General features: G+C 70.3%; 22 protein-coding genes and 1 riboswitch. Of the genes, 11 read left to right on the top strand and 11 right to left on the bottom strand.

Annotated features, from left to right (window positions below; genetic code table 11):
- Nucleotides 1–197 precede the first annotated feature (197 nt).
- The gene (locus RBJ77_RS33040; protein ID WP_372348337.1) at nucleotides 198–2,111 is read left to right on the top strand and encodes a hypothetical protein; all 1,914 of its coding nucleotides are present in this window, start codon (nucleotides 198–200) and stop codon (nucleotides 2,109–2,111) included.
- A gap of 62 nt (nucleotides 2,112–2,173) precedes the next feature.
- On the opposite strand, the gene RBJ77_RS33035 is transcribed toward RBJ77_RS33040, so the two are convergent.
- A complete protein-coding gene (locus RBJ77_RS33035; protein ID WP_372348336.1) occupies nucleotides 2,174–2,506 on the bottom strand; it encodes a hypothetical protein in 333 nt (110 codons plus the stop codon).
- A gap of 134 nt (nucleotides 2,507–2,640) precedes the next feature.
- On the opposite strand from RBJ77_RS33035, the gene RBJ77_RS33030 reads away from it, so the two are divergent.
- On the top strand, nucleotides 2,641–2,832 hold the full coding sequence (locus RBJ77_RS33030; RefSeq protein WP_372348335.1) for a CsbD family protein: 192 nt from the start codon (nucleotides 2,641–2,643) through the stop codon (nucleotides 2,830–2,832).
- Between the two features lie 82 nt (nucleotides 2,833–2,914).
- Here the strand turns inward: RBJ77_RS33030 and RBJ77_RS33025 are convergent, their stop codons facing one another.
- Entirely contained in the window at nucleotides 2,915–3,784 is an 870-nt protein-coding gene (locus RBJ77_RS33025; protein ID WP_372348334.1) for an alpha/beta fold hydrolase, read from the bottom strand.
- Between the two features lie 462 nt (nucleotides 3,785–4,246).
- On the opposite strand from RBJ77_RS33025, the gene RBJ77_RS33020 reads away from it, so the two are divergent.
- The 4 genes from RBJ77_RS33020 to RBJ77_RS33005 all read left to right on the top strand — a co-directional run bounded on the left by RBJ77_RS33020 (nucleotide 4,247) and on the right by RBJ77_RS33005 (nucleotide 7,448).
- Nucleotides 4,247–5,038, top strand: coding sequence for a VOC family protein (locus RBJ77_RS33020; protein ID WP_372348333.1), 792 nt, complete (start codon nucleotides 4,247–4,249; stop codon nucleotides 5,036–5,038).
- 408 nt (nucleotides 5,039–5,446) lie between these two features.
- The gene (locus tag RBJ77_RS33015) at nucleotides 5,447–6,013 is read left to right on the top strand and encodes a hypothetical protein (protein ID WP_372348332.1); all 567 of its coding nucleotides are present in this window, start codon (nucleotides 5,447–5,449) and stop codon (nucleotides 6,011–6,013) included.
- A gap of 40 nt (nucleotides 6,014–6,053) precedes the next feature.
- On the top strand, nucleotides 6,054–6,707 hold the full coding sequence (locus RBJ77_RS33010; RefSeq protein ID WP_372348331.1) for a DUF6461 domain-containing protein: 654 nt from the start codon (nucleotides 6,054–6,056) through the stop codon (nucleotides 6,705–6,707).
- Nucleotides 6,708–6,791: 84 nt separating this feature from the next.
- Nucleotides 6,792–7,448, top strand: coding sequence for a hypothetical protein (locus tag RBJ77_RS33005; protein WP_372348330.1), 657 nt, complete (start codon nucleotides 6,792–6,794; stop codon nucleotides 7,446–7,448).
- Between the two features lie 103 nt (nucleotides 7,449–7,551).
- Here the strand turns inward: RBJ77_RS33005 and RBJ77_RS33000 are convergent, their stop codons facing one another.
- Complete coding sequence (locus RBJ77_RS33000; RefSeq protein WP_372348329.1) at nucleotides 7,552–9,849, bottom strand: hypothetical protein; 2,298 nt, start codon at nucleotides 9,847–9,849, stop codon at nucleotides 7,552–7,554.
- Nucleotides 9,850–10,078: 229 nt separating this feature from the next.
- A complete protein-coding gene (locus RBJ77_RS32995; RefSeq protein WP_372348328.1) occupies nucleotides 10,079–10,945 on the bottom strand; it encodes a bifunctional 5,10-methylenetetrahydrofolate dehydrogenase/5,10-methenyltetrahydrofolate cyclohydrolase in 867 nt (288 codons plus the stop codon).
- A gap of 21 nt (nucleotides 10,946–10,966) precedes the next feature.
- Nucleotides 10,967–11,052, bottom strand: a riboswitch (ZMP/ZTP riboswitch).
- Between the two features lie 99 nt (nucleotides 11,053–11,151).
- Between RBJ77_RS32995 and RBJ77_RS32990 the strand changes: the two genes are divergently transcribed.
- Complete coding sequence (locus RBJ77_RS32990) at nucleotides 11,152–12,366, top strand: DUF418 domain-containing protein (protein ID WP_372348327.1); 1,215 nt, start codon at nucleotides 11,152–11,154, stop codon at nucleotides 12,364–12,366.
- Here RBJ77_RS32990 and RBJ77_RS32985 read toward each other — a convergent pair.
- From RBJ77_RS32985 to RBJ77_RS32975, 3 genes are all read right to left on the bottom strand, one after another.
- Complete coding sequence (locus RBJ77_RS32985; RefSeq protein ID WP_372348326.1) at nucleotides 12,351–13,661, bottom strand: PQQ-binding-like beta-propeller repeat protein; 1,311 nt, start codon at nucleotides 13,659–13,661, stop codon at nucleotides 12,351–12,353. The genes RBJ77_RS32990 and RBJ77_RS32985 overlap by 16 nt on opposite strands.
- Before the next feature lie 249 nt (nucleotides 13,662–13,910).
- Nucleotides 13,911–14,165 (bottom strand): DUF6332 family protein, encoded by a 255-nt coding sequence (locus RBJ77_RS32980; protein ID WP_372348325.1) that lies wholly within the window; start codon nucleotides 14,163–14,165, stop codon nucleotides 13,911–13,913.
- Nucleotides 14,166–14,241: 76 nt separating this feature from the next.
- Nucleotides 14,242–14,871, bottom strand: coding sequence for a class I SAM-dependent methyltransferase (locus tag RBJ77_RS32975; protein ID WP_372348324.1), 630 nt, complete (start codon nucleotides 14,869–14,871; stop codon nucleotides 14,242–14,244).
- 316 nt (nucleotides 14,872–15,187) lie between these two features.
- On the opposite strand from RBJ77_RS32975, the gene RBJ77_RS32970 reads away from it, so the two are divergent.
- Complete coding sequence (locus tag RBJ77_RS32970; RefSeq protein WP_372348323.1) at nucleotides 15,188–16,126, top strand: MHYT domain-containing protein; 939 nt, start codon at nucleotides 15,188–15,190, stop codon at nucleotides 16,124–16,126.
- Between the two features lie 61 nt (nucleotides 16,127–16,187).
- Here RBJ77_RS32970 and RBJ77_RS32965 read toward each other — a convergent pair whose 3' ends face one another.
- Nucleotides 16,188–16,685: a hypothetical protein gene (locus RBJ77_RS32965; RefSeq protein WP_372348322.1), complete on the bottom strand. Its 498-nt coding sequence runs from the start codon at nucleotides 16,683–16,685 to the stop codon at nucleotides 16,188–16,190.
- 646 nt (nucleotides 16,686–17,331) lie between these two features.
- Here RBJ77_RS32965 and RBJ77_RS32960 point away from each other — a divergent pair.
- The 3 genes from RBJ77_RS32960 (at nucleotide 17,332) to RBJ77_RS32950 (ending at nucleotide 20,317) form a co-directional block, all read left to right on the top strand.
- Nucleotides 17,332–17,979, top strand: coding sequence for an RNA polymerase sigma factor (locus RBJ77_RS32960; protein WP_372348321.1), 648 nt, complete (start codon nucleotides 17,332–17,334; stop codon nucleotides 17,977–17,979).
- Between the two features lie 77 nt (nucleotides 17,980–18,056).
- Entirely contained in the window at nucleotides 18,057–18,902 is an 846-nt protein-coding gene (locus tag RBJ77_RS32955) for a hypothetical protein (protein ID WP_372348320.1), read from the top strand.
- Nucleotides 18,903–19,198: 296 nt separating this feature from the next.
- Entirely contained in the window at nucleotides 19,199–20,317 is a 1,119-nt protein-coding gene (locus RBJ77_RS32950) for a hypothetical protein (RefSeq protein WP_372348319.1), read from the top strand.
- A gap of 45 nt (nucleotides 20,318–20,362) precedes the next feature.
- Here the strand turns inward: RBJ77_RS32950 and RBJ77_RS32945 are convergent, their stop codons facing one another.
- Genes RBJ77_RS32945 through RBJ77_RS32935 form a run of 3 tightly spaced genes read right to left on the bottom strand, consistent with a single transcriptional unit; the run spans nucleotide 20,363 to nucleotide 24,099 of the window.
- Nucleotides 20,363–22,279 carry an ABC transporter ATP-binding protein gene (locus tag RBJ77_RS32945; protein ID WP_372348318.1) on the bottom strand — a complete coding sequence of 639 codons (1,917 nt, stop codon included), beginning with the start codon at nucleotides 22,277–22,279 and terminating at the stop codon, nucleotides 20,363–20,365.
- The gene (locus RBJ77_RS32940) at nucleotides 22,276–23,145 is read right to left on the bottom strand and encodes an ABC transporter permease (RefSeq protein WP_372348317.1); all 870 of its coding nucleotides are present in this window, start codon (nucleotides 23,143–23,145) and stop codon (nucleotides 22,276–22,278) included. The genes RBJ77_RS32945 and RBJ77_RS32940 overlap by 4 nt, the downstream gene beginning before the upstream one ends.
- Before the next feature lie 9 nt (nucleotides 23,146–23,154).
- Nucleotides 23,155–24,099, bottom strand: a complete 945-nt coding sequence (locus RBJ77_RS32935; protein ID WP_372348316.1) for an ABC transporter permease — start codon at nucleotides 24,097–24,099, stop codon at nucleotides 23,155–23,157.
- Nucleotide 24,100 lies beyond the last annotated feature (1 nt).

Genomic DNA, 24,100 nt, shown 5'->3' with positions numbered 1-24,100 from the left:
ACGGACAGGAGTGCGTCGGCCGGCGCGCAGCCGGGGAGTCCAACCACAGCGCAGGTAGAGAAGTTGGGCTCCCCCGCTGCTCCCTGTAGAACCGACCGCCGAGCGCCGACGGCAAGGGCCAGCCTGGCTGTCGGCCGATGCGCCCCGGGCTGTGGACACGGCGCTGCTCTCGAAGTCGATCACTTAGCGGAGCTGGAATGGGACGGAACGAAGCACCGATCTCCGAAGCCGACACCGCCCTGGGGCACCTCGTACAGCTGCTGCGCGACGCGCGTCAGGAGGCCGGGAGTCCTTCCTTGGCCACGCTCGCGGCTCTGTTGCACGACGCCCACCGCAAGGCCGGCAAAACCGCGTCCAAGGAACCCGGCGTCGCGAACTCCGCCTTCGCCATGATGGCCGCACAAGGCGGCTACTCGGTCTCTGCCCTGTCCAAGGCCGCATCAGGACGTGCCCTTCCCAGCCCGCGCATCACCGAGGCGTACTTCCTGGCATGTCGCGAATACGTGGAGAGGCACGGCGATGGCGCGAAGCTGACCACGACGCTCACCGAGATCCGGGAGCAATGGAAACGAGCCAGCGCCGAAAGGGCCGGCGCGGGCACTGTCCCCATCCCGGACAGCCCGGCCACCCAGAACATCCAGCAGCAGACGGAGGAGCTGTCGCAAGCTGCCGCCCTTGCGGGCACACCTGGGCAACTCATCAGGCTGATGCGCGAACTCAAGGACATCAACACCGTGTCCTATGCGGAACTGGAGCGCCGGGCCAGACGATTCCGCAACCCCCGACGCGTCGCGCTTCCGCACTCCTCACTCGCCGACGTGTTGCAGGAGAAACGGCTACCGACCAGAAGCCTCCTGGAATCGCTCCTCATCACCTTGAACGTACCGACCGAGGACTGGGACATCTGGCAGCAGGCCCGCGCCAGGTCCCTCCAGCAAACCGCAGCTTCCTTGGCCAGTTCACCACGCACGTCACCTACAGACGCGCCCTCCTCGGCCGGCACTCCGGCCCCTCCGCCCAACCGGGACGATGCCGAGTGGCAGACCCGGGTCGACGGGATCGCCCAGGCCGTCGCCGGAACCAAGAACCGCGCCACCAAGAGGCTCGTGCGCGACGCGGCCAAAGGCTGGCCGGCCGAACGCATTGCCCAACTCGCCGACCAGCTCCTGATCACCGGACACGAAACCGCCGCGACGGCACTCCTTGAGATCGCCGGAGAGACGGACTCCACCGCCGACCGGGAGCGGCTTATCCGCGAGCTGCGCCGACGGGGCTGGCTCGCCCAGGCCCAACTGCTCGAAGTCATCGACATGGCCCGCGTGGAACCTCTGCTCACCACCCTGGACAGCCTCCGAAGCGAGCGCAAGCGCGATCAGGCCCAGTACCTGCTGGCGCTGCCGATCCGGCGTGAGGACAGTGTCCTGCTCGCCGGAATGATGCCGCGCCTGCAGGCCCGCGGCTGGCACTCGGACATCGAGTCGCTCCTGGGCTCCGCTGCACAGCGCTGGCCCGCCGCATCGGTCGCCCACCTGCTGGTCCGTCTGCAGCGCGACCTCGCCGACGATCTGGCCCGCCGGCTCCTGGACCTGGCCGGCGCGCGGCGCGCGGCCGTCCCGCTCGCGGAACTGGTGAGCGAGCTGAGGACCCAGGGCCTCGACGCTCATCCGGTACTCGCCGCCGCGGCGGGCCGCCCCTTGCCCGAGATCCTCGAACTCGTCACGGGACTGCGGGCCGCGGGACACGACAGCGTGGCCGAGGAGCTCGCCCGCAGGTGCGCGCCCCGGTCCTTGCTCCCTCAGCGAGTGCGGGAACTGATCCTGCTCCGGGAACCCGGCGCCTCGACGCACGATCTCGACGCGGCGCTGCGGCTGACGCTCCACCTGCCCCCGGCGGAGCTGGCCAATTTGATCATCTCCCTGCACCGCGCCTACCGATCCACGCTTGCCGACCGGCTGACCAGGACCGCAGGCCGCGGGCTTCCCTCTCACGACGTGTTCCAGGTGGCCGCCGCACTGCGCCGCCACGGCCTGCCCTACGGGCTCTACGCGGCGGGCATCGTCGAGCGCTACGCCGTGCGGGTCCAGGGCAGCCAGGTCCCGACATCCGTGTAGAGCCGTCCCTCCGGCGAGTCGACGGGATGAGGGCGCACTGCGACCGCCGTCCGGTTCGACGTCTAGGTGTCCATGGGATTGGTCCCGCTGAGGAGCATGGCCGCGTGCCTCGGGCAGCTCACCGACAGCACGGCTACCACTGACAGACGCCCTCGACGGCGCTCCTGAGCGCGAAGTGCCCGGTTCAGCCGTCGGCGCGCGTGGACGTCACTGCCGGCCCGTTCCGCCAGTTCGTCCAGCCGTTGCGCGCGGACGAGCAGGTCCATGTGCCACAGGTGGTTGCCGTGGGCGTTGTAGTCGGTGGAGCAGCACTCGGCGCGCGCACTCACCAGGTCGATGGCGATGTCCCAGTCGCCGGCCGTCTCTGCCGCACTCGCATGTTCGAACCATTCCACTCGCCGAGTATCACCTGGCGGCAGCGGCACCACGCCCCCAGCAGTCGGAACTACCCTCCGTGACTCTCCGCCGGGCGGGGCGCTGCCAGACCTGTTTACGTGGAGCGGGGGAACAACTCGGACTAGGAGCAGTCATGGCCCGCAAAGGCGGCATGGACAAGGTCAAGGGCAAGGCGAAGGAAGTGACCGGCAAGGTCACCGGCAACCGGGAGCAGGAGATGGAGGGCAAGGTCGAGCAGGCGCGCGGCGAGGCGAAGCAGGCCGCGGAGAAGGTGCGCGATCGCGCCTCCAAGGCACGGCCCTCGGTCCCGCGTGACCCCAGCTGACGCGAGGCTGGGCGCAAGTCCTTACGGCGGAGCGGGTGGAGTCCGACCTCCACCCGCTCCGCCGTGCTCCGCCGCCCCTGACCTACGACTCGCCGTCGAGGACCTGACGCAGGCGCTGCGCGAACTCGTCCGGCTTCCCCGGGTATCCGAACTCACCGTCCAGGAAGCCACCGTGATGGCTCGGGAACACGGTCACCTGCTGCCCCAGCAGATCGGCGGTGGCGACGGAGGTGCGACCGGTCTCGACGTTCACGGACTCCTCCCCCACAGCGATCACGATGCGGGTCGGCGCAGCGGCGAGCGCGGCGGCATCCGGACGATAGCTGCTCACGGCCCAAGACCGGTCCGACAGCAGCGGATCGTCACGCGAGCCGTCGTCCTCCGTGGGCATCCCGAACGCGGCGGGATCGGCTTCCGGCTGGGCGAAGTACGCGTCGGTGAACTCGCCCTCCCAGGAGGTCATGGCCACGAACGCGGCCATCCCGGCTCCCCGTCCACGCTTCTCGTAGGCGTCCGTCACTCCCGCCCGGGCCCGCACGGCCGCCGGGCCGTCCGGCGTGAGGGTGATGAGCGGCGGCTCGTGCGCGACCAGGGTGGTCACGTCCGACGGATGCTTCGCCACGACTTCGAGTGCGGTGACCGCTCCGCCGCTGCTGGCGAACATCTCGACCGGCCCGGCCCCGAGCGCCTCGATGACGGCGTGCACGTCGTCGGCCTGGGTCTGCGGCGTGTGGTCGTCCCGGCCGTCCTTGCGGGTGCTGCGACCGAGCCCGCGCGGGTCGTAGGTGACGACGGTCCGCTCGGGAAAGCGCGCGGCGAGCGCCACGAAGCCCGTGGCGTCCATGGGCTGCCCGATCATGAACAGGGGCGGGCGCCCATCGGCGGTCGGCAGCGGCCCGCGAACGTCGTAGACGAGGTCCGCGCCGGCTGTCTCGAGTGTGTGAGTCTGCATACCTGTACAGACCGGCCCCGCCCTGGGAACTCATCGGCGCGGCGGGCGCCCCTGCTGACGCAAGCAGTCCCGACCCTGTGCGTTCGAGAAGTCAGAGTTCGAGAAGTCAGGGTTCGAGAAGTCCACCGGCGCGATCGTCGGCCCGGGCAACATCGAGTGATTCTCCATCCGCTCCGTTGCCTCCGGCACCCAGGAGCGTCAAAGCCGCCAGCCATTGCGCTCCGGTGCTGGTCAGAGGACGGGCAGGTTTCCCCACGGTGATTTTGAGGAGCCGGAATGGGGGCACTCGGGTGCGGCCCGCAAACAAGACCGGCCGACAGTCACCAGCCTTCCGCATGTCCTCACCGTCAGTGACCGTCAGGAAGCTCTAGGCTGCGCTGCGGCCGTTGAGACTGGCTTGACCCAGCCGGTCGCGAGGCTTGCCCGGGCCTCTGAGCAGGCCCCCGTCAGATCGGTACGGAGATGAACACGCCAATGGCATCCGAAAGCGCCCAGCTCGTCAGCAGATCGGTACTCGGGGCACCCTGCTGGGTCAGCCTTTCCACACAGGATCTGGGGAAGGCGGAGACGTTCTACCACGCCGTGCTGGGGTGGGACTGGCGGCAGGGAAGGCTGGGTGACGACTACCGGTTCGCGAGCGTGGGCGACGTTCCCGTGGCCGGTGTCTCCGCCGTGACCATGGGGGCGGCGGCCGGTGTGTGGACGCCGTTCTTCGCGGCGGCGAGTGCGGACGATGCCGTGGCTCGCAGCCATGAGCGGGGCGGGACGACGGCGGTGGGCCCTCTCTCGTTCCCTCCCGGAAGGGCAGCCGTACTGGCCGACCGGGACGGAGCCGTCTTCGGAGTCTGGGAGGGAGAGCTGGTGGCCGACTGGGAGAAGTGGCGTCGCGCCGCCCCGACGTTCGTGGAACTCCACACCCGCGATGCCTTCGATGCGGCGATCTTCTACGGCGAGGTTCTGCACTGGGCGTCCGGGCACGCCGGCTGCTGCGAAGTCCACTACGAAAGCGAAGAAGTCGTGCTGCGCAGCCAGGGGACCGTGGTGGCACGGATCCACTCGGGCGCGATCGACTCCGCACCCGATCCGACCGTCAGGCCACGCTGGCAGGTCCACTTCACGGTGGAGGACGTGAAGGCCTGCGCGTGGGCTGCGCAGGCCCAGGGCGGTCGCGTACTGCAGGAAGCGGCGGACGAGGCGGTCCTGTGCGATCCGGACGGAGCCACCTTCGTGGTGAACTCACCGACGGAACGCTAGGCCATACCGCTCTGGGCCCACTTGCCCGGCCACCCAGGCTGCCCGCGCTGCCCAGCGGAGAGCGAGCAACGAGTTCAAGAACGAGCCCCCGCGTCTATCTTTGGCGCATAACAAACGGGGGGCGCCGTGACGAGCACCGGCAAGACGCCGCGCGCTGTCCCGCGCCGGTGCGATCGTGGCACTCGCCCTGCTCGCGACCGGGCTCACGACACGGTGCGCTACAAGGGCGTCGCCAGGTTCGAACCCAAGGACGCCGACGGTCTGACACCCGGGCAGTGGTGGGCCGAGGGAAGGGCCATGAGTCGTGCGGAGTTCCGAGCACAGGCCGACGAGGCCTGTTGAGCGGCGGACAGGCCGGGAAGCAGGACGCGAAAGGTACAGCCCCCGACAAGCTGAGAGCCTGTCCTCATGACGGACAAGGCGGGTGGACTCGAAGGTCAGACGGTTCGCCCGGGCAAGTACGCCCAGGTTGAGCGGGAGCGACGGTTCTTGCTGGCCAACCGGCCGGCGCTGTCACGGGTGACCGTGAGCCGTGTGATCACCGACCGACACCTGCTGGGAACACGCCTGCGGTTACGGAGGGCTGAATTCTCGGACGGCCGCTCCGAGATCAAGCTGACCCAGAAAGTGCCGGTCCGTCGGCCCGGCGCTGTTCAGGGTCTGATCACGAACACGTACCTGTCTCCGGATGAGTATGAAGTGCTCGCCTCATTGCCGGCGTCACTGCTGTCCAAGTCCCGCCTCAGTGTCCCTCCGTTGGGCGTCGACGTCTTCGAAGGCCGCCTTGAGGGGCTGGTGCTCGGCGAGGCCGAGTTCACCACCGACGAGGAAGCAGAGTCATTCAAGGCCCCTGCCGAGTGTGTGGCAGAGGTGACCGATGATGCTCGCTTCACCGGGGGGCGGCTCGTCCAGACCTCCCGTCACGAGCTCCTCGGATGGTTGGCCGAGTACGGCATCTATCCGGATGCTGCCTGACTCTCCGCCCATCGTTGACCCCTCTGTACGCTGCGGCATCATGACGCCTGACACCTCCTGGGTTTTGAAGCGCAGCAGCACGCGCTGGGAAGACCTGGTCGCTCGATATGCGTGGGTGGATGCTGACGATCCCGATAGCCTCACCTGCTCGGTGGTCGCGGGGAAGGCCGAGGACGACGTGGTCCGGGCATTCGGCGGCGATCCCGAAGGGTCGCGGCTGATGACATTCGACGAGACCGTCCGCGAGCAGGCCGCTCATCTCTACGAGGACTACGCGCTTCTTCAGTTGCTCACCGTCGGCCGGCACGTCGTCGCCATCGAATGGGGTTACTACGGCAGCATCCCGGAGATCGCCCGACGTGCATCCGCTGACGGAGGCGAGTTCTTCAGCGTCCACTGGAACGTGAATGCCAGGTACCAGGTCATGCACGCCCGCAACGGCCACGTGGACGGGATGTTCGACCCGTCCGAGATGGAGGATGCGGCCTGGATGGACCCGGAGCCGGAGCTCCCCACCTGGGCAGCAGGCGTCGCCTTCCACATGGAGACACTGTGTGCCGAGTCGTTTGCGCTCATGGAACGGACCATGGGTGTGGCTGTCGATCGCGACTGGATGGACAGGGCGTTTCGCACCGTACGACTCACGCCGCCCTCTGAACTCTTCGGCCAGTCGGAGTCGGCATGGCTCCCATGAGCACGCCGTCGTCCGCCGGTGCCGCCCACGGCCAACTCACGGGCTGGAAGGGGCCGTCCGCTCCCCTCGCGATACGGTTTCGCCATGTCACCATCAACGGAAACCGCATCAGTCCTGCCTCCCATCACGGCGGACGACGTCGCTCATGTCGTGCGGCTCGCCGTGGATGCCCTTCGGGAGGCGCCCGCGGAGGGGTGGGGCAGTAAGGCCGGTTCGCTGGAGTGGGACTGCTGGGAGACCGTCGAGCACCTGGCCAACGACCTGTTCTACTACGCCGTGCAACTGGGGCCGCAGTCACCGCCGTTGGACACCCATGTGCCGTTCGCGTTGAACCAGAAGAGGCCGGAAGCGCCCACGGTCTTCTTCTACGCGGAGCGTGCAGCGGGTCCGGCAGGTCTGCTGCAGGTGCTGGAGGCGAGCGGCGCGCTGCTGGTCGCCATGGTGCGTACGACGCCGCCCGAGGTCCGCGCCCACCACGCGGCCGGAGTGTCGGGCCCCGAGGGGTTCGCGGCGCTCGGGCTGCAAGAGATGCTGGTGCACATGCACGATGTGGCGGAGGGCTTCGGGCTTGAGTGGACCCCGCCGGCCGCGCTCTGCTCGCGGGTGCTCGCCCGGCTCTTCCGCGAGGTGCCGGACGACACGGATCCCTGGCTCACGCTGTTGTGGGCCACCGGTCGCGGCGAGCTGCCGGGGCGTCCTCGTCTCACCACGTGGCGTTCGGACAGCACACCGCGGTCGTAGGGGCGGTCGGGACGACCGGGCCACCAGGCCGGGCCACGCTTGGCGTGGTCCGGCCTGGTCCGGCCTGGTCCGGAGGGTCAACCGAGTCCGTCGGGGACCATGCTCAGCCGCGCGACCGGCTCCGACGAGCACGCATGACGAGTGCGAACTTCACCAGAACACCGAGGGCGACTGCGGCTGCTCCGCTCGTCAGGAGCGTGGTCCCTGAGCCCGTGTCCGCCAGGTGGCCGCCGTTCGGGGGCTCGGAGTGGCTGGGCTCGGGGCTGGGGGTCGGCTCCTCGGTGTGGGTCGGTGACGGCTCCGGCGTGACCGTGGGGCTGGGAGTCGGGGTGGGGGTCGGAGTCGGCGTCGGGGTGGGCGTGGGCGACGGGGCCGGTTCGGTCTGGACCGTCACGTGGTCGGGGGGTGACACGACCGGTGTGCTGCCGGACTGTCCGCTCCCGGCGGCCTCGTTGGTGACCGTGCCGCGCTCCGCGTCTTCCTCGGTGATGGTGTACGTGCCGGTGCAGGTCGTGTGGGCGCCGGGCGCGAGGGTGGTGGCCTCGCAGGTCACGTCGTCCACGAGATCGTCGGTGACGGTGATGTCGGTCAGCGGGCGGTCGCCGGTGTTGGTGAGGGTGTAGGTGTAGGTCACCTTGTCGCCGGGCTGGTACGTCGTGGTGTCGTCGGCCGACTTCTCCAGATGCAGGCCGAGACCGGAGTCGACGACCAGCGTCACCTCGTCGGGCTGCGAGTCGACGGGGGTGGAGCCGTCGAGCCCGTGGGCGGTGGCGACGTTGGTGACGGCGCCCTTGTCCGCGTCCTGTTCGGTGACCGTGTAGGTGCCGGTGCAGGTGGTGCTGTCACCGGACTCACCCGCCGGTGCGAGAGTGGTCTCCTCGCAGGTCACGTCGGACACGTGGTCGTCCGTGATCCGGATCCCGGTCAGCTGCTGCGGACCGGTGTTGGTGACGGTGTACGTGTAGGTGGCCTTGTCCCCCGCCCGGTACACCTTGGTGTCGTCCGCCTTCTTCTCCAGCCGCACGCCAGGACCCGGCTGCACGGGCAGAGTGACGTCGTCGGGCGGTGAGACGACGGGGGCGCCGTTCGCCTCTCCCTGCGCGGTCGCGGTGTTGGTGACCGAGCCGGCCGTGCCGTCGGCCTCGGTGACGGTGTACGTGCCGGTGCACGTCATCGTCTCGCCCACGGCGAGCGTGGTCTTGGGACACTTGATGTCGTCGACGCGGTCGTCGGTCACGTTCACGCCGGTCAGCGGGACGTTGCCGCTGTTGGTCGCCACGTACTCGAACGGAACCTTCATGCCGGGCTTCAGCGGTGTCTCCAGGGGAGGTTCCTGCGAGACCTGCTTGACGAGGTTGAGCTGGGGCAGCTGCGCGGCGGGGTGCACCGTGAGGTTCCGGATGAGGTGGACGTCGGTGAACAGGCCCGTCGAGGCGCCGAAGCCGAACTTGTAGGTGCTCGGCACGGGTTGGGGAGCCGGCCGCGAGAGCACCTGCTGGGTGCCCTTGCCGTCGTGGAAGTCGATCGAGACGGTGATCACCGGGTTCGGCGACGGGGAGATCTCGACGGTCACCGTGCGGCGCGAGGGCTCGAGGAGGGCCTCGGCCTCCTGCGGGGTGGAGCCGGACGGCACGGACGTGGTGGGCCCGTGCAGCTGTCCCGGCAGGGTGGAGGGCCAGGGCGCGGTCGTCGTCTTGTTGCTGGTGGTGGCGTCGAGGAAGCAGTAGCCCTCGTTGCCGTCGCCGGGGCCGCGCAGCGTCACCATGTTGGCGCCCGGGCCGGGGATCCGGAAGGAGGTGCCGGCCGGTGAACGGGTCGCGCAGCCGTTCCCGCGGTGTTCCCAGTCGCCGAAGTAGTTGCCCAGGACGTCCAGGCCGACCCCCAGGTAGCCACGGTTGACGCCCGGCAGCAGCGTCGCGGCGGGCTCGTCGTCGGGCAGCTTCTGCGCGTAGCCGAGGCTGCCGCCGAAGGCTCCCGGGGCGGTCAGGGACGCGGCGCCGTCGATCAGGAAGAACGAGATCCCGTCGGCCGGGTTGGGGCTGGTGCCGCCGTACTGCCACTGGTCGAAGGTGGTGACCAGGCCCTGGTTGGCGGGCAGTGCGTGGTTGTAGAGGACCGCGGCGGACTGGTCGTTCGACGCGTCCGTGAGCCGCAGATACCCGTGCGGCGCCGCGTCGTTGGGCGGGACCGGCCCGGTGGCACCGGCCGGGCATCCGGTCAGCGGGTGGGTTCCGGTGCCCGGCGCCCCCGCCGCTTCGGGTGCGCCGGTCAGACACGCCGGACCGAACGCTTCGAACCCTGCCATCGCGTTGGCCCCGGTGAACGTCTCGTCGACCAGCGGCACTCCCACCGGCTGCGCCGACGCCGCCTGACCGGGCAGGCCAAGACCCACCGCCACCATGCCGAGGAGGCCGGCTCCTGTCGCCGCAAGCCATCCCGCGGGACGGCGGCCACGTCTACTGGTTCGGGCGCGAGATGGCTGCAGATTCATACGATCAACATAGGAACGCGCGAGACGTTCAAGCAGCGACACTCCTCGCGGCCCCCGGCTTTCGCCCTTTCGGCTCTACCGCCGTCTCCTTCCCGGATGCGCCTTCCTGACGTGCCGTCAACGAGCCGCTGCCGGCCTGTCAGTCGTGCCGCACACCGAGCTGGTGCGCGGCCGCTGCCACGGTCTGCGCGAGCAGCACGGCAATCGTCATCGGCCCGACGCCGCCGGGAACCGGAGTGATCAGAGAAGCTCGGGTGAGGGCGGATTCGTGGTCCACGTCGCCGACGTTGCCCGGGTTGTAGCCGGCATCGATCACGACCGCGCCGGGCTTGACGTCCTCGCCTCGGATCAGCCGGGGCCGCCCCACGGCTGCCACGACGACGTCCGCTTCCCGGACGAGCGCCGACAGGTCCCTCGTACGGGAGTGGCAGTAGGTCACCGTCGCGTCCCTGGCCAGGAGGAGCATCCCGGCGGGCTTGCCGAGGATCGCGCTGCGGCCCACCACGACGGCGTGCTTGCCGGCGAGGTCGACGTCGTACGCGTCCAGCAGCCGCATGATCCCGCCCGGGGTGCACGACACAAAGCCGGGCAGCGCGAAGCTCATCGCGGCGAAGGAGTGCGTCGTGACGCCGTCGACGTCCTTCTCCGGTGCGATGGCCTCGAACGCCGCTCGCTCGTCGATGTGCGGGCCGCAGGGGTGCTGGAGCAGGATGCCGTGCACGTCCGGATCGCCGGAGAGGCCGTTGAGCGTGTCGACGAGTTCGGCGGTCGTGGTGGTGGCCGGCAGCCCGATGTGCCGGGACCGGATGCCTGCCTTCGCGCACCGCGCCCGCTTCATACGGACGTACGTCGCCGAGGCCGGGTCCTCGCCCACGAGCACCGTCGCCAGGCAGGGACTGGTTCCCGTGCGGCGTGACATCTCCGCCGCCGTCGCGGCCGCCTCTGCGACGAGGCGTGCGGCGAGGCCGGTGCCGTCCATGAGCTGGGCCGTCTGAGTCGCGGACATCTTGCCCTCCAGGCGTGGCTGACCACTCGCCCAGGCGCACGGCAACGACATCTCGTCAGACCGCTCCCCGGTGGTGCTCCACCTCAGCGCCAGTCACGGCCCACGCCGAACTGTAGTCGAGGCACCTGCGGCTCGTAGACGAAAGTCGGTGCACGCTCGACCATCGGCCGATGCCGAACGGGTGCGGCGCGTCCTTGACTGGGGTCATGACGACGGAAAGGTCCGGACCGACGACTCCGGCGGGGCGGGCGCTCGCTCCCGACCTGGCGCGCGGCTTCATGCTGCTGTTCATCGCGCTGGCCAACTCCCACTACTTCCTTCGGGGTTCGCACGTCTTCGGGGGCTTCCCGCAGGGCGGGTCCGCGGTCGACTCGGCCACCACGTGGACGATCTCCACGTTCGTCGACGGCCGGGCGTTCCCGATGTTCGGCCTACTCTTCGGCTACGGGGTGGCACACATCGTGCGCCGGCAGGCCGCGTCCCGGCCGCGGGACGTGCGGCGGCTGCTGTGGCGGCGTGGCCTGGCCCTCATCGTCATCGGCACGGCCCACGCGATGTTGCTGTACGTCGGCGACATCCTGGCCGCCTACGGAGTGCTGCTGCTCGCGGGGGCGTGGATGGTGCGCTGGAAGGACCGGTGGCTGCTCCTGACCGCCTTGCTGTTCCTCGTGCTGGTGTCACTACCGAGCGACGGTTCGTCGGCCGTGAGCGCGGATCCGCCGGACCCGTCGATGCTGCCTCCGAGCCTGGGCACGATGTTCACCGCCCGCATGGAGGTGGCGCCCGTGGTGGCGCTTCTGGGACCGATCGGGTTCCTGTGCCCGCTGGCGGTCGGCCTGTGGGCGGGGCGGCGCCGCATCCTGGAGGAACCCGAGCGGTACCGGACCCTGCTCCGGATCACGGCCGCGGTCGGGATCACCATCGCGGTCCTCGGGGCTCAGCCCGCCGCGCTGATGGCCGCCGGGGTCGTCGATGTCCCCGGCGGGGAGGCGCTGGAGGTGATCGGGCCGCTGCACGATGCGGCAGGTGTCCTCGGCGGGTTCGGCTACGCGGCGCTCGTGGCCCTGGTGGCGACGAGGGTCGCATCACGGCAGGGGCGCGTGGTGAGCGCGATCGCTGCTGTCGGCCGGCGATCCATGACCTGCTACCTCGCACAGTCCGTGGTCTGGGCCGTGACGTTCACCCCGTTCCTGCTGAACCTCTCCGGAACCCTGACGGTCGCCACCACGGCCCTCCTGGCCACGGCCACCTGGTTCGCGACCGTGCTGCTGGCCGATTGGATGCAACGGCGGGGCCGGCGGGGCCCGTTCGAGGTGCTGGTACGCCGTGTCACCTACGGTGGAGCGGTCTGGCCCCGCCTCGCCTCAACGACCTGCTCGGCGGCCGACATCCCTGACAGGCGCGCTCACCAGCGTTCGTAGGCGACGAAGGGACGGCCGGGCCCCTCAGTGTCGTAGCGAGAGACGATCACCAACCCGTCCGTGTCGAGGAGTCCGGCCAGCCATCTGTCGTTGCGGTCGAGGTCCTTGGCGAAGTTCCGGTCGTCGATCTCCTCGCCGGTGGCGCCGTCCAAGACGTAGAGGCTCTCCATGGATTGGTGCCGGGCCCGCTCATGCAGCACGGAGACCCTGCCGTCACGGGCCGCGAGGGCCAGGGTGTTCCCCCGGGCGTAGTCCGCCTGCCAGACGAGACGCCCGGACGTGAGGTCGATGGCGACCGCCCGGGACTTCGTGATGCTGCTGCTGTCACGCTGGGCGACCGCGTAGAGGTGTTCGCCGTCGACGGCAACCTTGGCGGGTTTGCCGCTGACGATCTTCCCGTAGTCCCCGGAGCTCTCGATCCGGGCCAGTCGCCGACCGTCCGCGCCGAACGAGAAGAAGGCGTCGGTGCCGGGCTCGTAGTCACCGGAAGGACGCACGGAGACCACCAGCGGATCGGTGGACAGGACCACCGCCTTGACCGGGGCCGACGACGAGACCGGGTCAACCGGCCGACGTGCGTCCAGCGGCTCGTGATGGAGCAGCGCGCCGGTCGCCGGGTCGAAAGTGGCGGCCTCCAACTGGGCCCGCCTGCCCTCGCCGCAGTTGAGCACGGCAGCGACCTTGCGGTTCGCGGCTCCGACACTGAACGGCCCGCAGTCCTCGGGAAGGGTGGCCGTCCAGCGACGTGCGCCGGTGTGCAGGTCGACGGCGCGGATCGCCCTGCGGCCATCAGCGACCGGCTTGCCGATCTCGTCCGTCCAGGCGGCGATGATGACGCCGAGTCCGCCGCCCGCGGCTACGGTGCCGCTCATCGGACGGCCGGCGGCGGCCTTGGCCGATGCCTTGCGGGAACTGCTCCAGAGCTCTCGTCCGGTCTTCAGGTCGAGCGCGGTGACCGTGGCACAGCCCTCGTCCGCAGCCTCGGCGGCGCTGACGTTCTCCCCGCGGACCACCAGCAGCACCGAAGCGTCGGGGGCGGAGGTGGAGCAGATCTCGGACCGCCCCTCCGGCACGTATGTCCAGCGCTGCTTCCCGGTCTTCAGGTGGTAGCCGGTGACCGCGTCGAAGCGGCTGCGGACCAGGGTGTCGCCAGCCTGCCAGTAACCGTTGCCATGCTCGGCAGCCGCCGGGTCGGCCGGTGTCTCCCAGACGGTGTCCATCGAGTTGCCGGGCAGGTTCCCGGTGGCCTCCAGGAGCGCGACGGTGACGCCGCCGATCAGCAGGAGCGCCGCCACCACCACGGCCGCCAGACATCCGATCCGCCTGCCCCGGCCGGGCCGGGCGCCCTGTCTCAGTGTGCTTCGCGTCCGTGCATCGGTCGTCCTCATCCCTGTCCCCCCCTGCAACCCCTGGTCCCCCAGGCCCTGTCGGGCGCTCCCCAGCACCCGGCCGCCAGCCTAAACGATCAACGAACCGTCACACATGGGTTGCCGCTCAGCCTCGCAACCGCGTATGTCGCACCCGACCTCGCAGACGCCCCGCGGTCAACGGCCCATCCGGCGCTGCCTGTCGAACCGGACCAGCACCCGTACCAGACGCCACGCCCCGGCCGTCGCTCCGAGCAGCGCGCCCCCGACCAGCACGCCCTTCCTCGCCGATCCCGAGATGTCAAAGGCTGATGCGAGAGCCAGCGGGACGGCGAAGACGGCCGCACCCAGCACGAGGGCAGTCACCAGGGCGAAGACGATCTCCACCGTCATTGCGTCCTTCTCCCACCGCGACTCACGCCCCATGTCCATGCGGCAAGTCTCACATCACGGTCAAGCGATGACGGATGGACCGCGCCGAGAAGACCCCGCGCACGAGGAGCCCCCGCTAGGGCCGACGGGCGATCAAGTGGGTGTCGAGGAAGCCCCGTTCGGACATGGGGTCGTGGAGCAACCGGGAGACCGTGACGAGTCCCGCTCCGGTCAACAGCTCGGCGAACCGGTCCGCCGGCCAGCTGTAGGCGGGTGCCACCTTGTGGTCGAAGCGGACCGGTTCCGGCCCGTCTGTCCCGAAGAAGGACGCCATGAGCAGCCCTCCCGGCGCCAGGACACGCACCTGTTCCGCGAGCAGCGCGGGCACTTCCGCGGGTGGGGTGTGGATCATCGAGTAGTGGGCCAGCACTCCGCCGAGCGAGCCGTCCTCGACCGGCAGGGCCTCCATCCGCGCTTCGTCGAACCGGAGGGCCGGGTGGGCCCGGCGGGCGTGGTCGACCATGGCCGGGGAGAGGTCGAGCCCGAAGGCGTCCAGCCCCAACTCGTGCAGCATGGCGGTCAGATGGCCAGGACCGCACCCGAGGTCGGCTGCCCGCACGTTCCCCGTGGCGCGCACGAGTTCGGCGAAGGTGGCGATCATGTTCCGTGCGAACGGCTGCGTCTCCAGCCGATCGGCGAACATCGAGGCGTACAGGTCGACGACCCCGTCGTAGGCCGCCCTGGTCTCGTCCTGATGAGTCAACACGGCAAGGAAACTAGCACCCGCGCCGGCCGCGGCCACGGTTCGATCCTCGGGCCGGCAGCCGGCTACCGCCTCCTGAGCGGGTGGTGAGCCGTGCGCGTGCGCCAGGGCAAACACGCAAATCGACGATAAACGCAAGATCACCTCATCGGTGCAGATAGCGTGGCCCAGCCGTGGTGGATTCGTGACCGAATACTGGACACTGTCCTGTAATACTCCTCGACGATCACCAACTGCATGGAATCCTGCGGCAGTTACCACATCCGAGACCGGAACTGACCACCCGGCCGCACTACCGGCAAGGAAGGCTGCTCTTGTCATGGAAGGCACCATCGACGGGTTCACGTACGGGGCAGTGACACCCGCCGTCGGGTACGTCATGGCGTACTTCGGCAGCGCACTGGGGCTGCGCTGCACCACCCGCTCCCTGAAGTCCGGCGACTCGCGGCGCCGCCCGGCCTGGCTCGCCCTGGGGGCGGCGACCATCGGCTCGGGCATCTGGGCGATGCACTTCATCGCCATGATGGGCTTCAGCGTGGCGGAGGCGCCGGTCGACTTCGACTGGCCCATGACGTACGCGAGCCTGGCCGTGGCCATCGCCGTGGTGAGTGTGGGCGTGTTCATCGTCGGATACCGGGGAGCGACCGTACCGGCACTCGTGATCAGCGGCATCATCACGGGCCTCGGCGTCGCGGGCATGCACTACATGGGCATGTCCGCCATGACCGTACGCAACTCCTCGTTCGACTACGACGCCCCCACCGTGGCGCTGTCCCTCGCCATCGCCATCGTGGCGGCAACTGCCGCACTGTGGTGCGCGGTTCAGGACAGGGGCCTCGCCTGGAGTCTGGGCGCCAGTCTCGTCATGGGCGTCGCCGTGACCGGCATGCACTACACCGGCATGGCGGCCCTCCACGTCCACCTGCATGCGCAGAGCGCCCCCGTCTACGCCACCGGCTCGTCCTTCGGCATGCTGGTGCCCATGCTGGTGGGACCCTTGGCCTTCCTCGTCATCGCCGGAACCATCGTGATGTTCGACCCGCTCATGGTCATGCAGTCCACGGACCGTGCCCGTTCAGCCCCTGAGCGACTGAGCGTGGACGTCCCCTTCCTCGCCCAACGCGAGCGCCTGGCCGACGTGGAAGCGCCCACCAGTGGTGGCCGATTCACCTTCTCCGGCGAACAGTTCGGCACGTTCCAGCCGCCGACAGCCCCACCCACCGATCCCACGGGCCGCCCGAACCACCGCCGGCGTTGACTCATGCGACCTGTGTCGCCGCCGAAGCCGAGGTGCGCAACCGCTCCTCGCCCGTGGTCGGTCAGGCCTGCCTGATGTCCGAGATCAGCTTGGTGCGCAGATCGCTTCGGACCGCGATCCGGGTGTACGTGGGGTGCTGCGTGCTGCCCCAGGTCAGGGTGACGATCGAGAAGACGTGGCCGGCGCTCGCGCCCTGGTGGCGCACCTCCCAGTGCCGGGGAACGTCCTGGGCGCGCAGCACCCCGTCGGTATGGTTCGTCTGCTCCCAGCCCGCAAGCCGCCGCCGCAGGTCGCGGGTGAGGTAGTGGGCGCGCAGCTGGTCCGGGAGGCGGTCGGTGCCGTCGTCGACGGCGTCGATGTACGCGCCGTAGAAGTCGGCGACCCGGTCCACCGTGGACGCGGGACTGCCGCCGCGCACCACGTCCGCCGCGCACGAGTCAGTCGTGACGGAGGAAGGGGGCGGCGGGGCCGTCGGCCGTTCGGTGGCCTGCGCCGTGCAGGGGACGACCACGACGGCGAGTGACAGTACGGCCGTGGCAACGCGAGCAGAGATACGCATCTGAAGATCCTTCGCCGGAACGGGAGACCCGGGAGAACCGGACCCCGGGACGAGCCTGACGTCTCCCACTCATGTCCGGTTCGCCCGCATCGATCGGCTCGCCCAGCCCAAGGTCACCTGAACGCCGCACAGGAAGTACGTGCCTCCCGATCGCGCCCCGCGCCCGCGCCCCGCCGCCGTCGTTGCCCAGCGGACCGCCGAATTCCGCCACACCTGCACCTCTCCCACCGGGGAGCGCGGGGCGCAACAGGCGCATCCGGCGGAAAGTCAGAAGTTCTACGATTTCCCATACCCGTCATGGACGACTGCCTCGATAGTGAAGCTCCAGGTCTTGATGACAGCGGAGCGGCGGCCGTGAAGGGGTAGAGCCTGGTGTCAGCGCAACGGGGGGTCGAGAAGCTGACAGTTCACGTGGTCCGTTACGACTTTCTGGAACGGCTGTGGAGGTCGCGCAGTTCGGTCGAACGAAGCCGCCTCCTGGTCCAGTCGAGCCGTGAGCGGATAGAAGTCAGCCGCCGGCTGCTGCACCAGAGCCGACTCCTGCTGGGCGCCCGTGGAACGGTGCGGCAATGAGGGCCCACTCCTTCCGCCGGAATCAGTTGGGCTCAGCGGGAACCTCGGGCCGAGTGCCGGACACGTAGAGAGCATGGAACTGAACGACGCTGGTCCCGGCGCACCGGTCGGAGGGACATCCGATCGCGAGCTGTGGGCGCGGGCCGTCGACGGCGACCGGGAGGCGTTCGGCCGGATCTTCGACCGGCACGGGAAGGCCGTCTACAACTATCTGTTCCGGCGGACGGCCGACTGGGCCGAGGCGGAAGACCTCACCTCGACCGTGTTCCTGCACGCCTGGCGGCGGCGGTCGGAGACGGTGCTGGACCGCGACTCGGCCCTGCCGTGGCTGTTGGGCGTCGCCGATCGCCTGTTGTCGAACACCAGGCGGCGGTTGCGGAGAGCCGAGGCGTTGCTGCGTCGGCTCGTCTCGCACGACGAGTCGGTGGCCGACCACGCGGACCGCGTCGCCGGGCGCGTCGACGACGAGCGTCGCATGTCGGAGATCCACCGGGCGCTGGCCCGGTTGCCGCGGCACGAACGCGAGGTCGTCGAGCTCTGCGTGTGGTCCGGTCTGGATCAGCAGGCGGCGGCGGTGGCGCTGGGGGTCGCGGTCGGCACCGTGAAGTCCAGGCTGCATCGCGCGCGGCGCAGACTCGGGGCCGACCTCGTCGGCGACGCCACGCTTCCCGCGCCGTTCAGTTCGCAGAACCCCGTCCACGCGAAGGAGGTCGCACGGTGAAGGACGCACGAGGCATTCCCGCGGCTCCTTCTGATCGTGATCTGCCGCATCACCGGCGGACCCGAGAGGAGCTCTTGATGAAGATCGGCCCGGAGGAGCAGGACGATGCTTCGCAGCGACGCAGGTGGGGGGTGCCGGTAGGCGTCGCCGCCGGTGTCGTCGCGGTGAGCGTCGCAGCCGTGACCGCCTTCGGCGGGGCAGGAGATGCCAAGCCGCTCGTCGCCGGTCCCGCCGGGAACCCGACGGGCACCGCGTCCCCGACTCCGAGCACGACGACCGGTTCCGCGTCGGGCGGACCCGACTCGTCCCCGTCCTCGTCCTCGTCCTCGTCCTCGTCCTCGGGCGACGCGTCGTCCGCGCAGGACGCCTTCACCATCATCAGCGGGGCGACCACCCCGATCGGCGCTGCGACCATCACCAGGATCCTCGCTTCCTGTCTGGGCAAGGACGCCTCGCGCTACCACCCGGTGATCGGGGTCCGTACCCCCGTCACCTCGAAGAACTCGGACGGCGTGGTCATCGCCGTCGACTCCGCCGGCCAGTACGTGCAGTGCGAGTCGAAGGGCGACAAGGGCACCAGTCCGGACTCTCCGCCCACGTTCATCAACGACCGTCTGTGGGGCACCGGCCGGACGGTCGAGTACTTCGACTCCCTCAGCGAACCCGCGGGCAAGGGGCAGTACCTCATGCTCGGCGCCGGCCACTACACCTCCGGCATCACCAAGATCACGATCAGTTACGGGGACGACCCGAAGGAGTACCCGGCGGCCATGGCCGGCGGCGCGTTCGTCTACGCGGCCGCCCTCTCGCCCGACACGCCCCCCGAACAGCACTATGCGGGCCCGAGCCCCTACGTCCACGCCTACAACGCGTCCGGCAAGGAGGTCTACAACCAGAAGAAGGATCCGCAATTCACCGAGTAGGCGACGGCCGGGTCAACCGCGCGGAAGTGACATCACATCCATCATGACAGGTCAGCGAGTGTTTTCGTAGGACGAACGGCACAGCCTTCCAGCCTTGTTCGGCCCTCCCCGGGAAGCTCAGAATCTCCGTCATGAATCCATCGGGGAACGTCGATCAGGACGACATCGTGCGGGCACGCAACATCCTGCTCGCGTCGGGACGTCGCACTCCGCGTGAGGAAGTGGCCGCCTATCGGGTTCTCGCTCAGGTCAGCCCTGCCTCGTATCTCCCACTCCTGGCCGAGGCGTTGCAGCGGATGAGGTACGACACCGGCACCGGCCGGAAGCACCCCGATTCACTGCTGCTGTGTGAGGAGGCGGTGGCCGCGGCGCGGGCCATCGATCCGGCCGAGCCCGGCCGTGCGCAGGTTCTGTACCGGGCCCTCGACGCGTGCCAGTGGGAGCTGTACGACCTGGGCCGCCGCTCCGAGGGGCTCGCCCTGCGCGCGGAGATGCTCGCCATCGGCCGCGCGCAGGCCGAACGGCCGGGCACCTCCACGATCGGCGGTCTGGGTACCTGGGCCACCGGCCTTTCCGAGGAAGGCCGGTATGCCGAGGCCGCCGATGCCCTGACCGAGTTGGCAACGGTGGAACAGGCCGGTGGCTCCCGCGAAGGGGCTCTGGCCTGGACGCTCCTGCAGTGGATCGCCAATCTCCATGACGCCGGTCGGTCCGGCGAGACGCGCGCCGCCTTCGAGACTCTCATCGCTATGGAGGCCGGCGACGCCGCGAACGACCGCGGTCCGATCGCCTGTCATCTGCACGCGGTCCTCGCGTACGCCCAGGTACTGGACGCCCAGGGCCGGTCAGAGCAGGCTGCCGCCGTGCGGCAGGAGGCGCTGGCACTGCTGACGGAGTTGGCCGCTACCGGTGAGCGGAAGTCCTGGAGCGGCTATCAGAGGTCCTTCTGGGCCGTGCTGCTGATGTTGTCCCGCACCGACGGCGACCGGCCCGCGCCCGGTGAGCCCCGTCCCCCGTCGGGTGCGACTCCCTACCATTGGTCGCCCGACGTCAGGCGTCGCTACTTCGACAGCCGTGATGCCCTTCGTGAAGACGTGGACGCCCTGACTTCGCGAGCGGCCGAGGACCCGGACCGGTACCTGGCCGAACTGGTATGGCTGCACAGGCAGTTGACCGTCCGCTCCGCCGTCTCCTGGCAGGAGCACGCCTGCCGGTTCCCGGAAGGAGTGCGCTCCCTGTTCGACGACGGAGTGGAGTTGGCCCGTCGGCTGGCTCGCCACGATCCCGCGGCCGGACCACGCACACTGGCGGGGGCCCTGATCGACCGGACGACCTTCCACGTCGCCCTTCTTGAGTTCGGACCGGCCCTCGACGACTTCCGTGCCGCCCTGACCCAGTTGGGGGAAGGCGACTGACCGGACGACGGCGAGGACGGGGCGGCGAGGACGGCCGATCCTGGTTCAGGCGGGGACGAGTTCGGCGGGGTCGGGGGCGGCGGACAGGAGGGCTCGGGTGTAGGGGTTCGTCGGGGATTCGCAGAGCGCGTCGGCGGGCCCTGTCTCCACGATGCGGCCGTGGTGCATCACCGCGATGCGATGGCTGACCTGGCGTACGACGGCGAGGTCGTGGGCGATGAAGACGAGGGCGAGGCCGAGGTCGCGCTGGAGGTCCGTGAGCAGGTTGACGATCTGGGCCTGGACGGAGACGTCGAGCGCGGAGACCGGTTCGTCGCAGATGAGGACGGCGGGTTCCGGGGCCAACGCCCGTGCGATGCCGATGCGTTGGCGCTGACCGCCGGAGAAGGAGCGGGGCCGGCGGTCCGCCGCGGACGGGTCGAGGCCGACCCGGCCGAGCAGGGCGGCGACGCGGCGTTCGCGCTCGTCCCGTTCCGCGGCGAGGCCGAAGGCGATGAGTGGCTCGGCGATGATCTCGCCGACGGTCAGGCGCGGATTGAGGGAGGCATACGGGTCCTGGAAGACCATCTGCACCTCGCGGCGCACGTCGTGCAGGGCGCGGCGACGCGGCCGGGTCACGTCGTGGCCGCGCAGGCTCAGGGTGCCCGCGTCGGCGGGGTGGGCGTGGGCGAGGACCCGGGCGAGCGTCGACTTGCCTGATCCGGACTCCCCCACGATGCCGAGGGTCTCGCCCGCGCGGAGGGTGAGCGACACGTCGTCGAGGGCGGCGAAGGTGCGCCGTCCGCGCCGGTAGGTCTTGCGGATGCCGTCGGCGGACAGGACGACGGCTCCGGGTGCCGGGCGTTCGATCCGCTCGGGTTCGGGCAGGGCGACCGGGGTGTACGTTCCGTCGGTGGCGGGTCCGCAGGCGACGCGTCCCGCCCCCGCCGCCACGAGCACGGGCGGTTCGGTGTGGCACCGCTCCTGAGCCACGGCGCAGCGCGCGGCGAACGCGCAGCCCTGGTGCCCGGCCGTGCCGAGGAGTTCCAGGTCGGGCGGGCTGCCGGGGATCCCGGTGAGGCGGGTGCCGGACGGCGAGGCCAGGCGTGGCACGGCGGCGAGCAGTCCCGCGGTGTACGGGTGCCGGGGCCGGGTCAGGACGTCGCGGGTGGCCCCCTCCTCCACCACGGTTCCGCCGTACATGACGAGGACGCGTTCGCAGGAGCGGGCGACGACGCCCATGTTGTGGGTGATGAGGAGGACGGCGACACCGGTGGTGCGGCCGAGGTCGGCGAGCAGGTCGAGGATCTGTTCCTGCACGGTGGCGTCGAGCGCGGTGGTCGGCTCGTCGGCCACGAGCAGATCCGGTTCGCCGGCGAGCGCCAGGGCGATGAGGATGCGCTGGCGCTGGCCGCCGGAGAACTGGTGCGGGTGGTCGTCCAGGCGGCGCTCCGGTTCGGGTATGCCGACCAGGCGGAGCAGTTCGACGGATCGAGCTCGGCGGGCGGCTCGGGTCGTGCCGCCCGCCCACCGTCGACGGTCGGTGCCGCGTGGGCGGCTGTCGCCCCGGTGTGTCTGCTCACCGGCTCGCCCACGCTCCTTGCGGGGCGCGTGTGCGCGCAGGACCTCGTCGAGTTGGCGGCCGATCGTGAGGACCGGGTTCAAGGAGGTCATCGGGTCCTGGAAGATCATGCCGATGCGGCTGCCCCGTACCGCGCGGAGCGTCTCCTCCGGGGCGGTCGTCAACTCCTCGCCTTCCAGGCGGACTTCGCCGCTGGTGATCCGGCCGCTGCCGGGCAGCATCCGGGTCAGGGCGAGGGCAGTGGTGGACTTGCCGGAGCCGGACTCGCCGACCACCGCGAGGGTTTCGCCGCGGCGCAGGGTGAAGGAGACGTCCCGTACGGCGCGCAGGGGGGTGCCGTCGGGCGAGGCGAACTCGACGTTCAGGTCCCGGACGTGGAGCAGGGCGGGCTCGGCCGTCATCGGCGCACCTCCCGGTTGAGGGCCTCGGCGAGGAGGGAGAGGCCGAGGACGAGGGCGGTCACCGCGAGCAGGGGGCCCACGGCGTAGTTGGGGTGCTGGGACAGGTACGGCATGGACTGGCTGAGGACGCCGCCGAGGGTCGGTGCGGGCGGCCGGACGCCGACGCCGAGGAAGCTCATGGCGCCCTCGATGAACACGGCGACGGTGAGGGAGACCGCGAGCTGCACGATGAGCGGGTCGGTGGCGTTCGGCAGGATGTGGCGGGTCAGCAGCCGGGCCCGCCCGGTGCCGCCCACGCGCGCGGCGACGACGTACTCGCGGCCGCGCTGGACGAGGATCCCGGCCCGCAGCTGCCGCCCGAACACCGGGATCTCGGCCACCGCGATCACGACGATCACGGGGGTGCGGCCGGGGCCGAGCACCGCCGTGACGGCGAGGGCGAGGATCAGGCCGGGGAAGGCGAGCACCAGGTCGAAGGCGCGCTGGACGACCGTGTCGACGACGGGGTGGACGGCGGCCAGCAGGGCGCAGGCGCAGCCCGCTGCGGCGCCCAGCGGCACGGCGACCGCGATGATGCCGAGGTCGGCCCGGATGCCGTACAGGACGCGGCTGAGCAGGTCGCGCCCCAGGTCGTCGGTGCCGAGCGGATGTCCCGCGCTGAGCGGCGGGAGCAGTGTGTCACCGCTCTGGTCGGTGGGGGCGTGCCCGGACAGGGCGGGTGCGAGGACTCCGGCGAGGGCGACCAGCAGGACGAGCAGCAGGCCGGTGCGGCCGCGCGCGGTGGCGAGTGCCGTCAGGTACGGGGAGCGCCGGCTCTTGCGCGCACGTGCCGTGCTCTGGTGGGGAGTTGGTGTGGTGAGGGTCATTTTCGGTGGTCACTCCCAGCGGATCCGTGGGTCGAGCCAGGCGTACACGAGGTCGGTGAGGAGCTGGACGACCACGAAGACCGCGACGAGGAGGAGCAGCAGGTCCTGGACGACGGGGTAGTCGCGGCGGGTGAGGCCCTGTTCGGCGAGCCGGCCGAGGCCCGGCCAGGCGAAGATGGCCTCGACCAGGACGGCGCCGCCGAGGAGGTGACCGGTCTGCATGCCGAGCAGGGTGACGACGGGCGGCAGCGCGTTGGGGACGGCGTGCCGCCACAGGAGCCGCCGGGGTGCGACTCCGGCGGCCTTGGCGGTGCGGACGTAGTCCTCGGTGAGGGCATGCTCGATGCCGTCCTTGAGGTAGCGGCCGAGGATCGCGGCGCTGGGCAGCGCCAGGCACAGGGCGGGCAGCAGGAGGTACTGGACGGCGAGGTCGGGGGCGTCGAGGAAGGAGGCGTGGCCGCCGGGTGGCAGCACGCCGAGGCCGACGGCGAAGACCAGGACCAGGAGCACACCGGTGACGTAGGGCGGCACGGCGAGCGCGCCGGTGGTCACGGCGCGTACGGTGCCGCGCACCCAGCCTCGGCGCGCGGTGGCCCCGGCGATGCCGAGGGCGCCGCCAATCAGGACGACCAGCACCAGGGCGCCCAGGGTGAGTTGGGCGGTGGCGGCGAGTCCGTCGCCGATGAGGGACGCGGTGTCCCCGCCGATGGCGTAGGAGGGGCCGAGGTCGCCCCGTACGAGATCGCCGAGCCAGTGCGCGTACTGGGTGAACAGCGGTTCGTCCAGGCCGAGTCGGGTGCGGATCGCGGCGACGGTCTCGGCGCTCGCGTCGGGTCCGGCCAGCGAGCTCGCCGGGTCGCCGGGGATGAGCCGCAGGATCGAGAAGACGACGAAGGAGGCGAGGGCCAGCACGAGCAGCGCGGACGGCAGGCGTTTGAGGAGGTAGCGCGGCACG

This window comes from Streptomyces sp. KL116D (assembly GCF_030766975.1).
Classification (GTDB): domain Bacteria; phylum Actinomycetota; class Actinomycetes; order Streptomycetales; family Streptomycetaceae; genus Streptomyces; species Streptomyces longispororuber_A.
Note: the sequence above shows the minus strand (reverse complement) of the source record. Positions and strands in the feature narration are given on the sequence as shown.

What these genes read in the sequence shown, in the direction of transcription:
- RBJ77_RS33000 (WP_372348329.1), bottom strand. Translation starts at nt 9,849, where the DNA reads ATGGTGGCGGTGGGTCTTGGCCTGCCCGGTCAGGCGGCGTCGGCGCAG.
- RBJ77_RS32965 (WP_372348322.1), bottom strand. Translation starts at nt 16,685, where the DNA reads ATGCGTATCTCTGCTCGCGTTGCCACGGCCGTACTGTCACTCGCCGTC.
- RBJ77_RS32980 (WP_372348325.1), bottom strand. Translation starts at nt 14,165, where the DNA reads ATGGACATGGGGCGTGAGTCGCGGTGGGAGAAGGACGCAATGACGGTG.
- RBJ77_RS33030 (WP_372348335.1), top strand. Translation starts at nt 2,641, where the DNA reads ATGGCCCGCAAAGGCGGCATGGACAAGGTCAAGGGCAAGGCGAAGGAA.
- RBJ77_RS33010 (WP_372348331.1), top strand. Translation starts at nt 6,054, where the DNA reads ATGACGCCTGACACCTCCTGGGTTTTGAAGCGCAGCAGCACGCGCTGG.
- RBJ77_RS33005 (WP_372348330.1), top strand. Translation starts at nt 6,792, where the DNA reads ATGTCACCATCAACGGAAACCGCATCAGTCCTGCCTCCCATCACGGCG.
- RBJ77_RS32945 (WP_372348318.1), bottom strand. Translation starts at nt 22,279, where the DNA reads ATGACGGCCGAGCCCGCCCTGCTCCACGTCCGGGACCTGAACGTCGAG.
- RBJ77_RS32990 (WP_372348327.1), top strand. Translation starts at nt 11,152, where the DNA reads ATGACGACGGAAAGGTCCGGACCGACGACTCCGGCGGGGCGGGCGCTC.
- RBJ77_RS32970 (WP_372348323.1), top strand. Translation starts at nt 15,188, where the DNA reads ATGGAAGGCACCATCGACGGGTTCACGTACGGGGCAGTGACACCCGCC.
- RBJ77_RS32950 (WP_372348319.1), top strand. Translation starts at nt 19,199, where the DNA reads ATGAGGTACGACACCGGCACCGGCCGGAAGCACCCCGATTCACTGCTG.
- RBJ77_RS32940 (WP_372348317.1), bottom strand. Translation starts at nt 23,145, where the DNA reads ATGACCCTCACCACACCAACTCCCCACCAGAGCACGGCACGTGCGCGC.
- RBJ77_RS32960 (WP_372348321.1), top strand. Translation starts at nt 17,332, where the DNA reads ATGGAACTGAACGACGCTGGTCCCGGCGCACCGGTCGGAGGGACATCC.
- RBJ77_RS32955 (WP_372348320.1), top strand. Translation starts at nt 18,057, where the DNA reads ATGAAGATCGGCCCGGAGGAGCAGGACGATGCTTCGCAGCGACGCAGG.
- RBJ77_RS33015 (WP_372348332.1), top strand. Translation starts at nt 5,447, where the DNA reads ATGACGGACAAGGCGGGTGGACTCGAAGGTCAGACGGTTCGCCCGGGC.
- RBJ77_RS32995 (WP_372348328.1), bottom strand. Translation starts at nt 10,945, where the DNA reads ATGTCCGCGACTCAGACGGCCCAGCTCATGGACGGCACCGGCCTCGCC.
- RBJ77_RS33020 (WP_372348333.1), top strand. Translation starts at nt 4,247, where the DNA reads ATGAACACGCCAATGGCATCCGAAAGCGCCCAGCTCGTCAGCAGATCG.
- RBJ77_RS33025 (WP_372348334.1), bottom strand. Translation starts at nt 3,784, where the DNA reads ATGCAGACTCACACACTCGAGACAGCCGGCGCGGACCTCGTCTACGAC.
- RBJ77_RS33040 (WP_372348337.1), top strand. Translation starts at nt 198, where the DNA reads ATGGGACGGAACGAAGCACCGATCTCCGAAGCCGACACCGCCCTGGGG.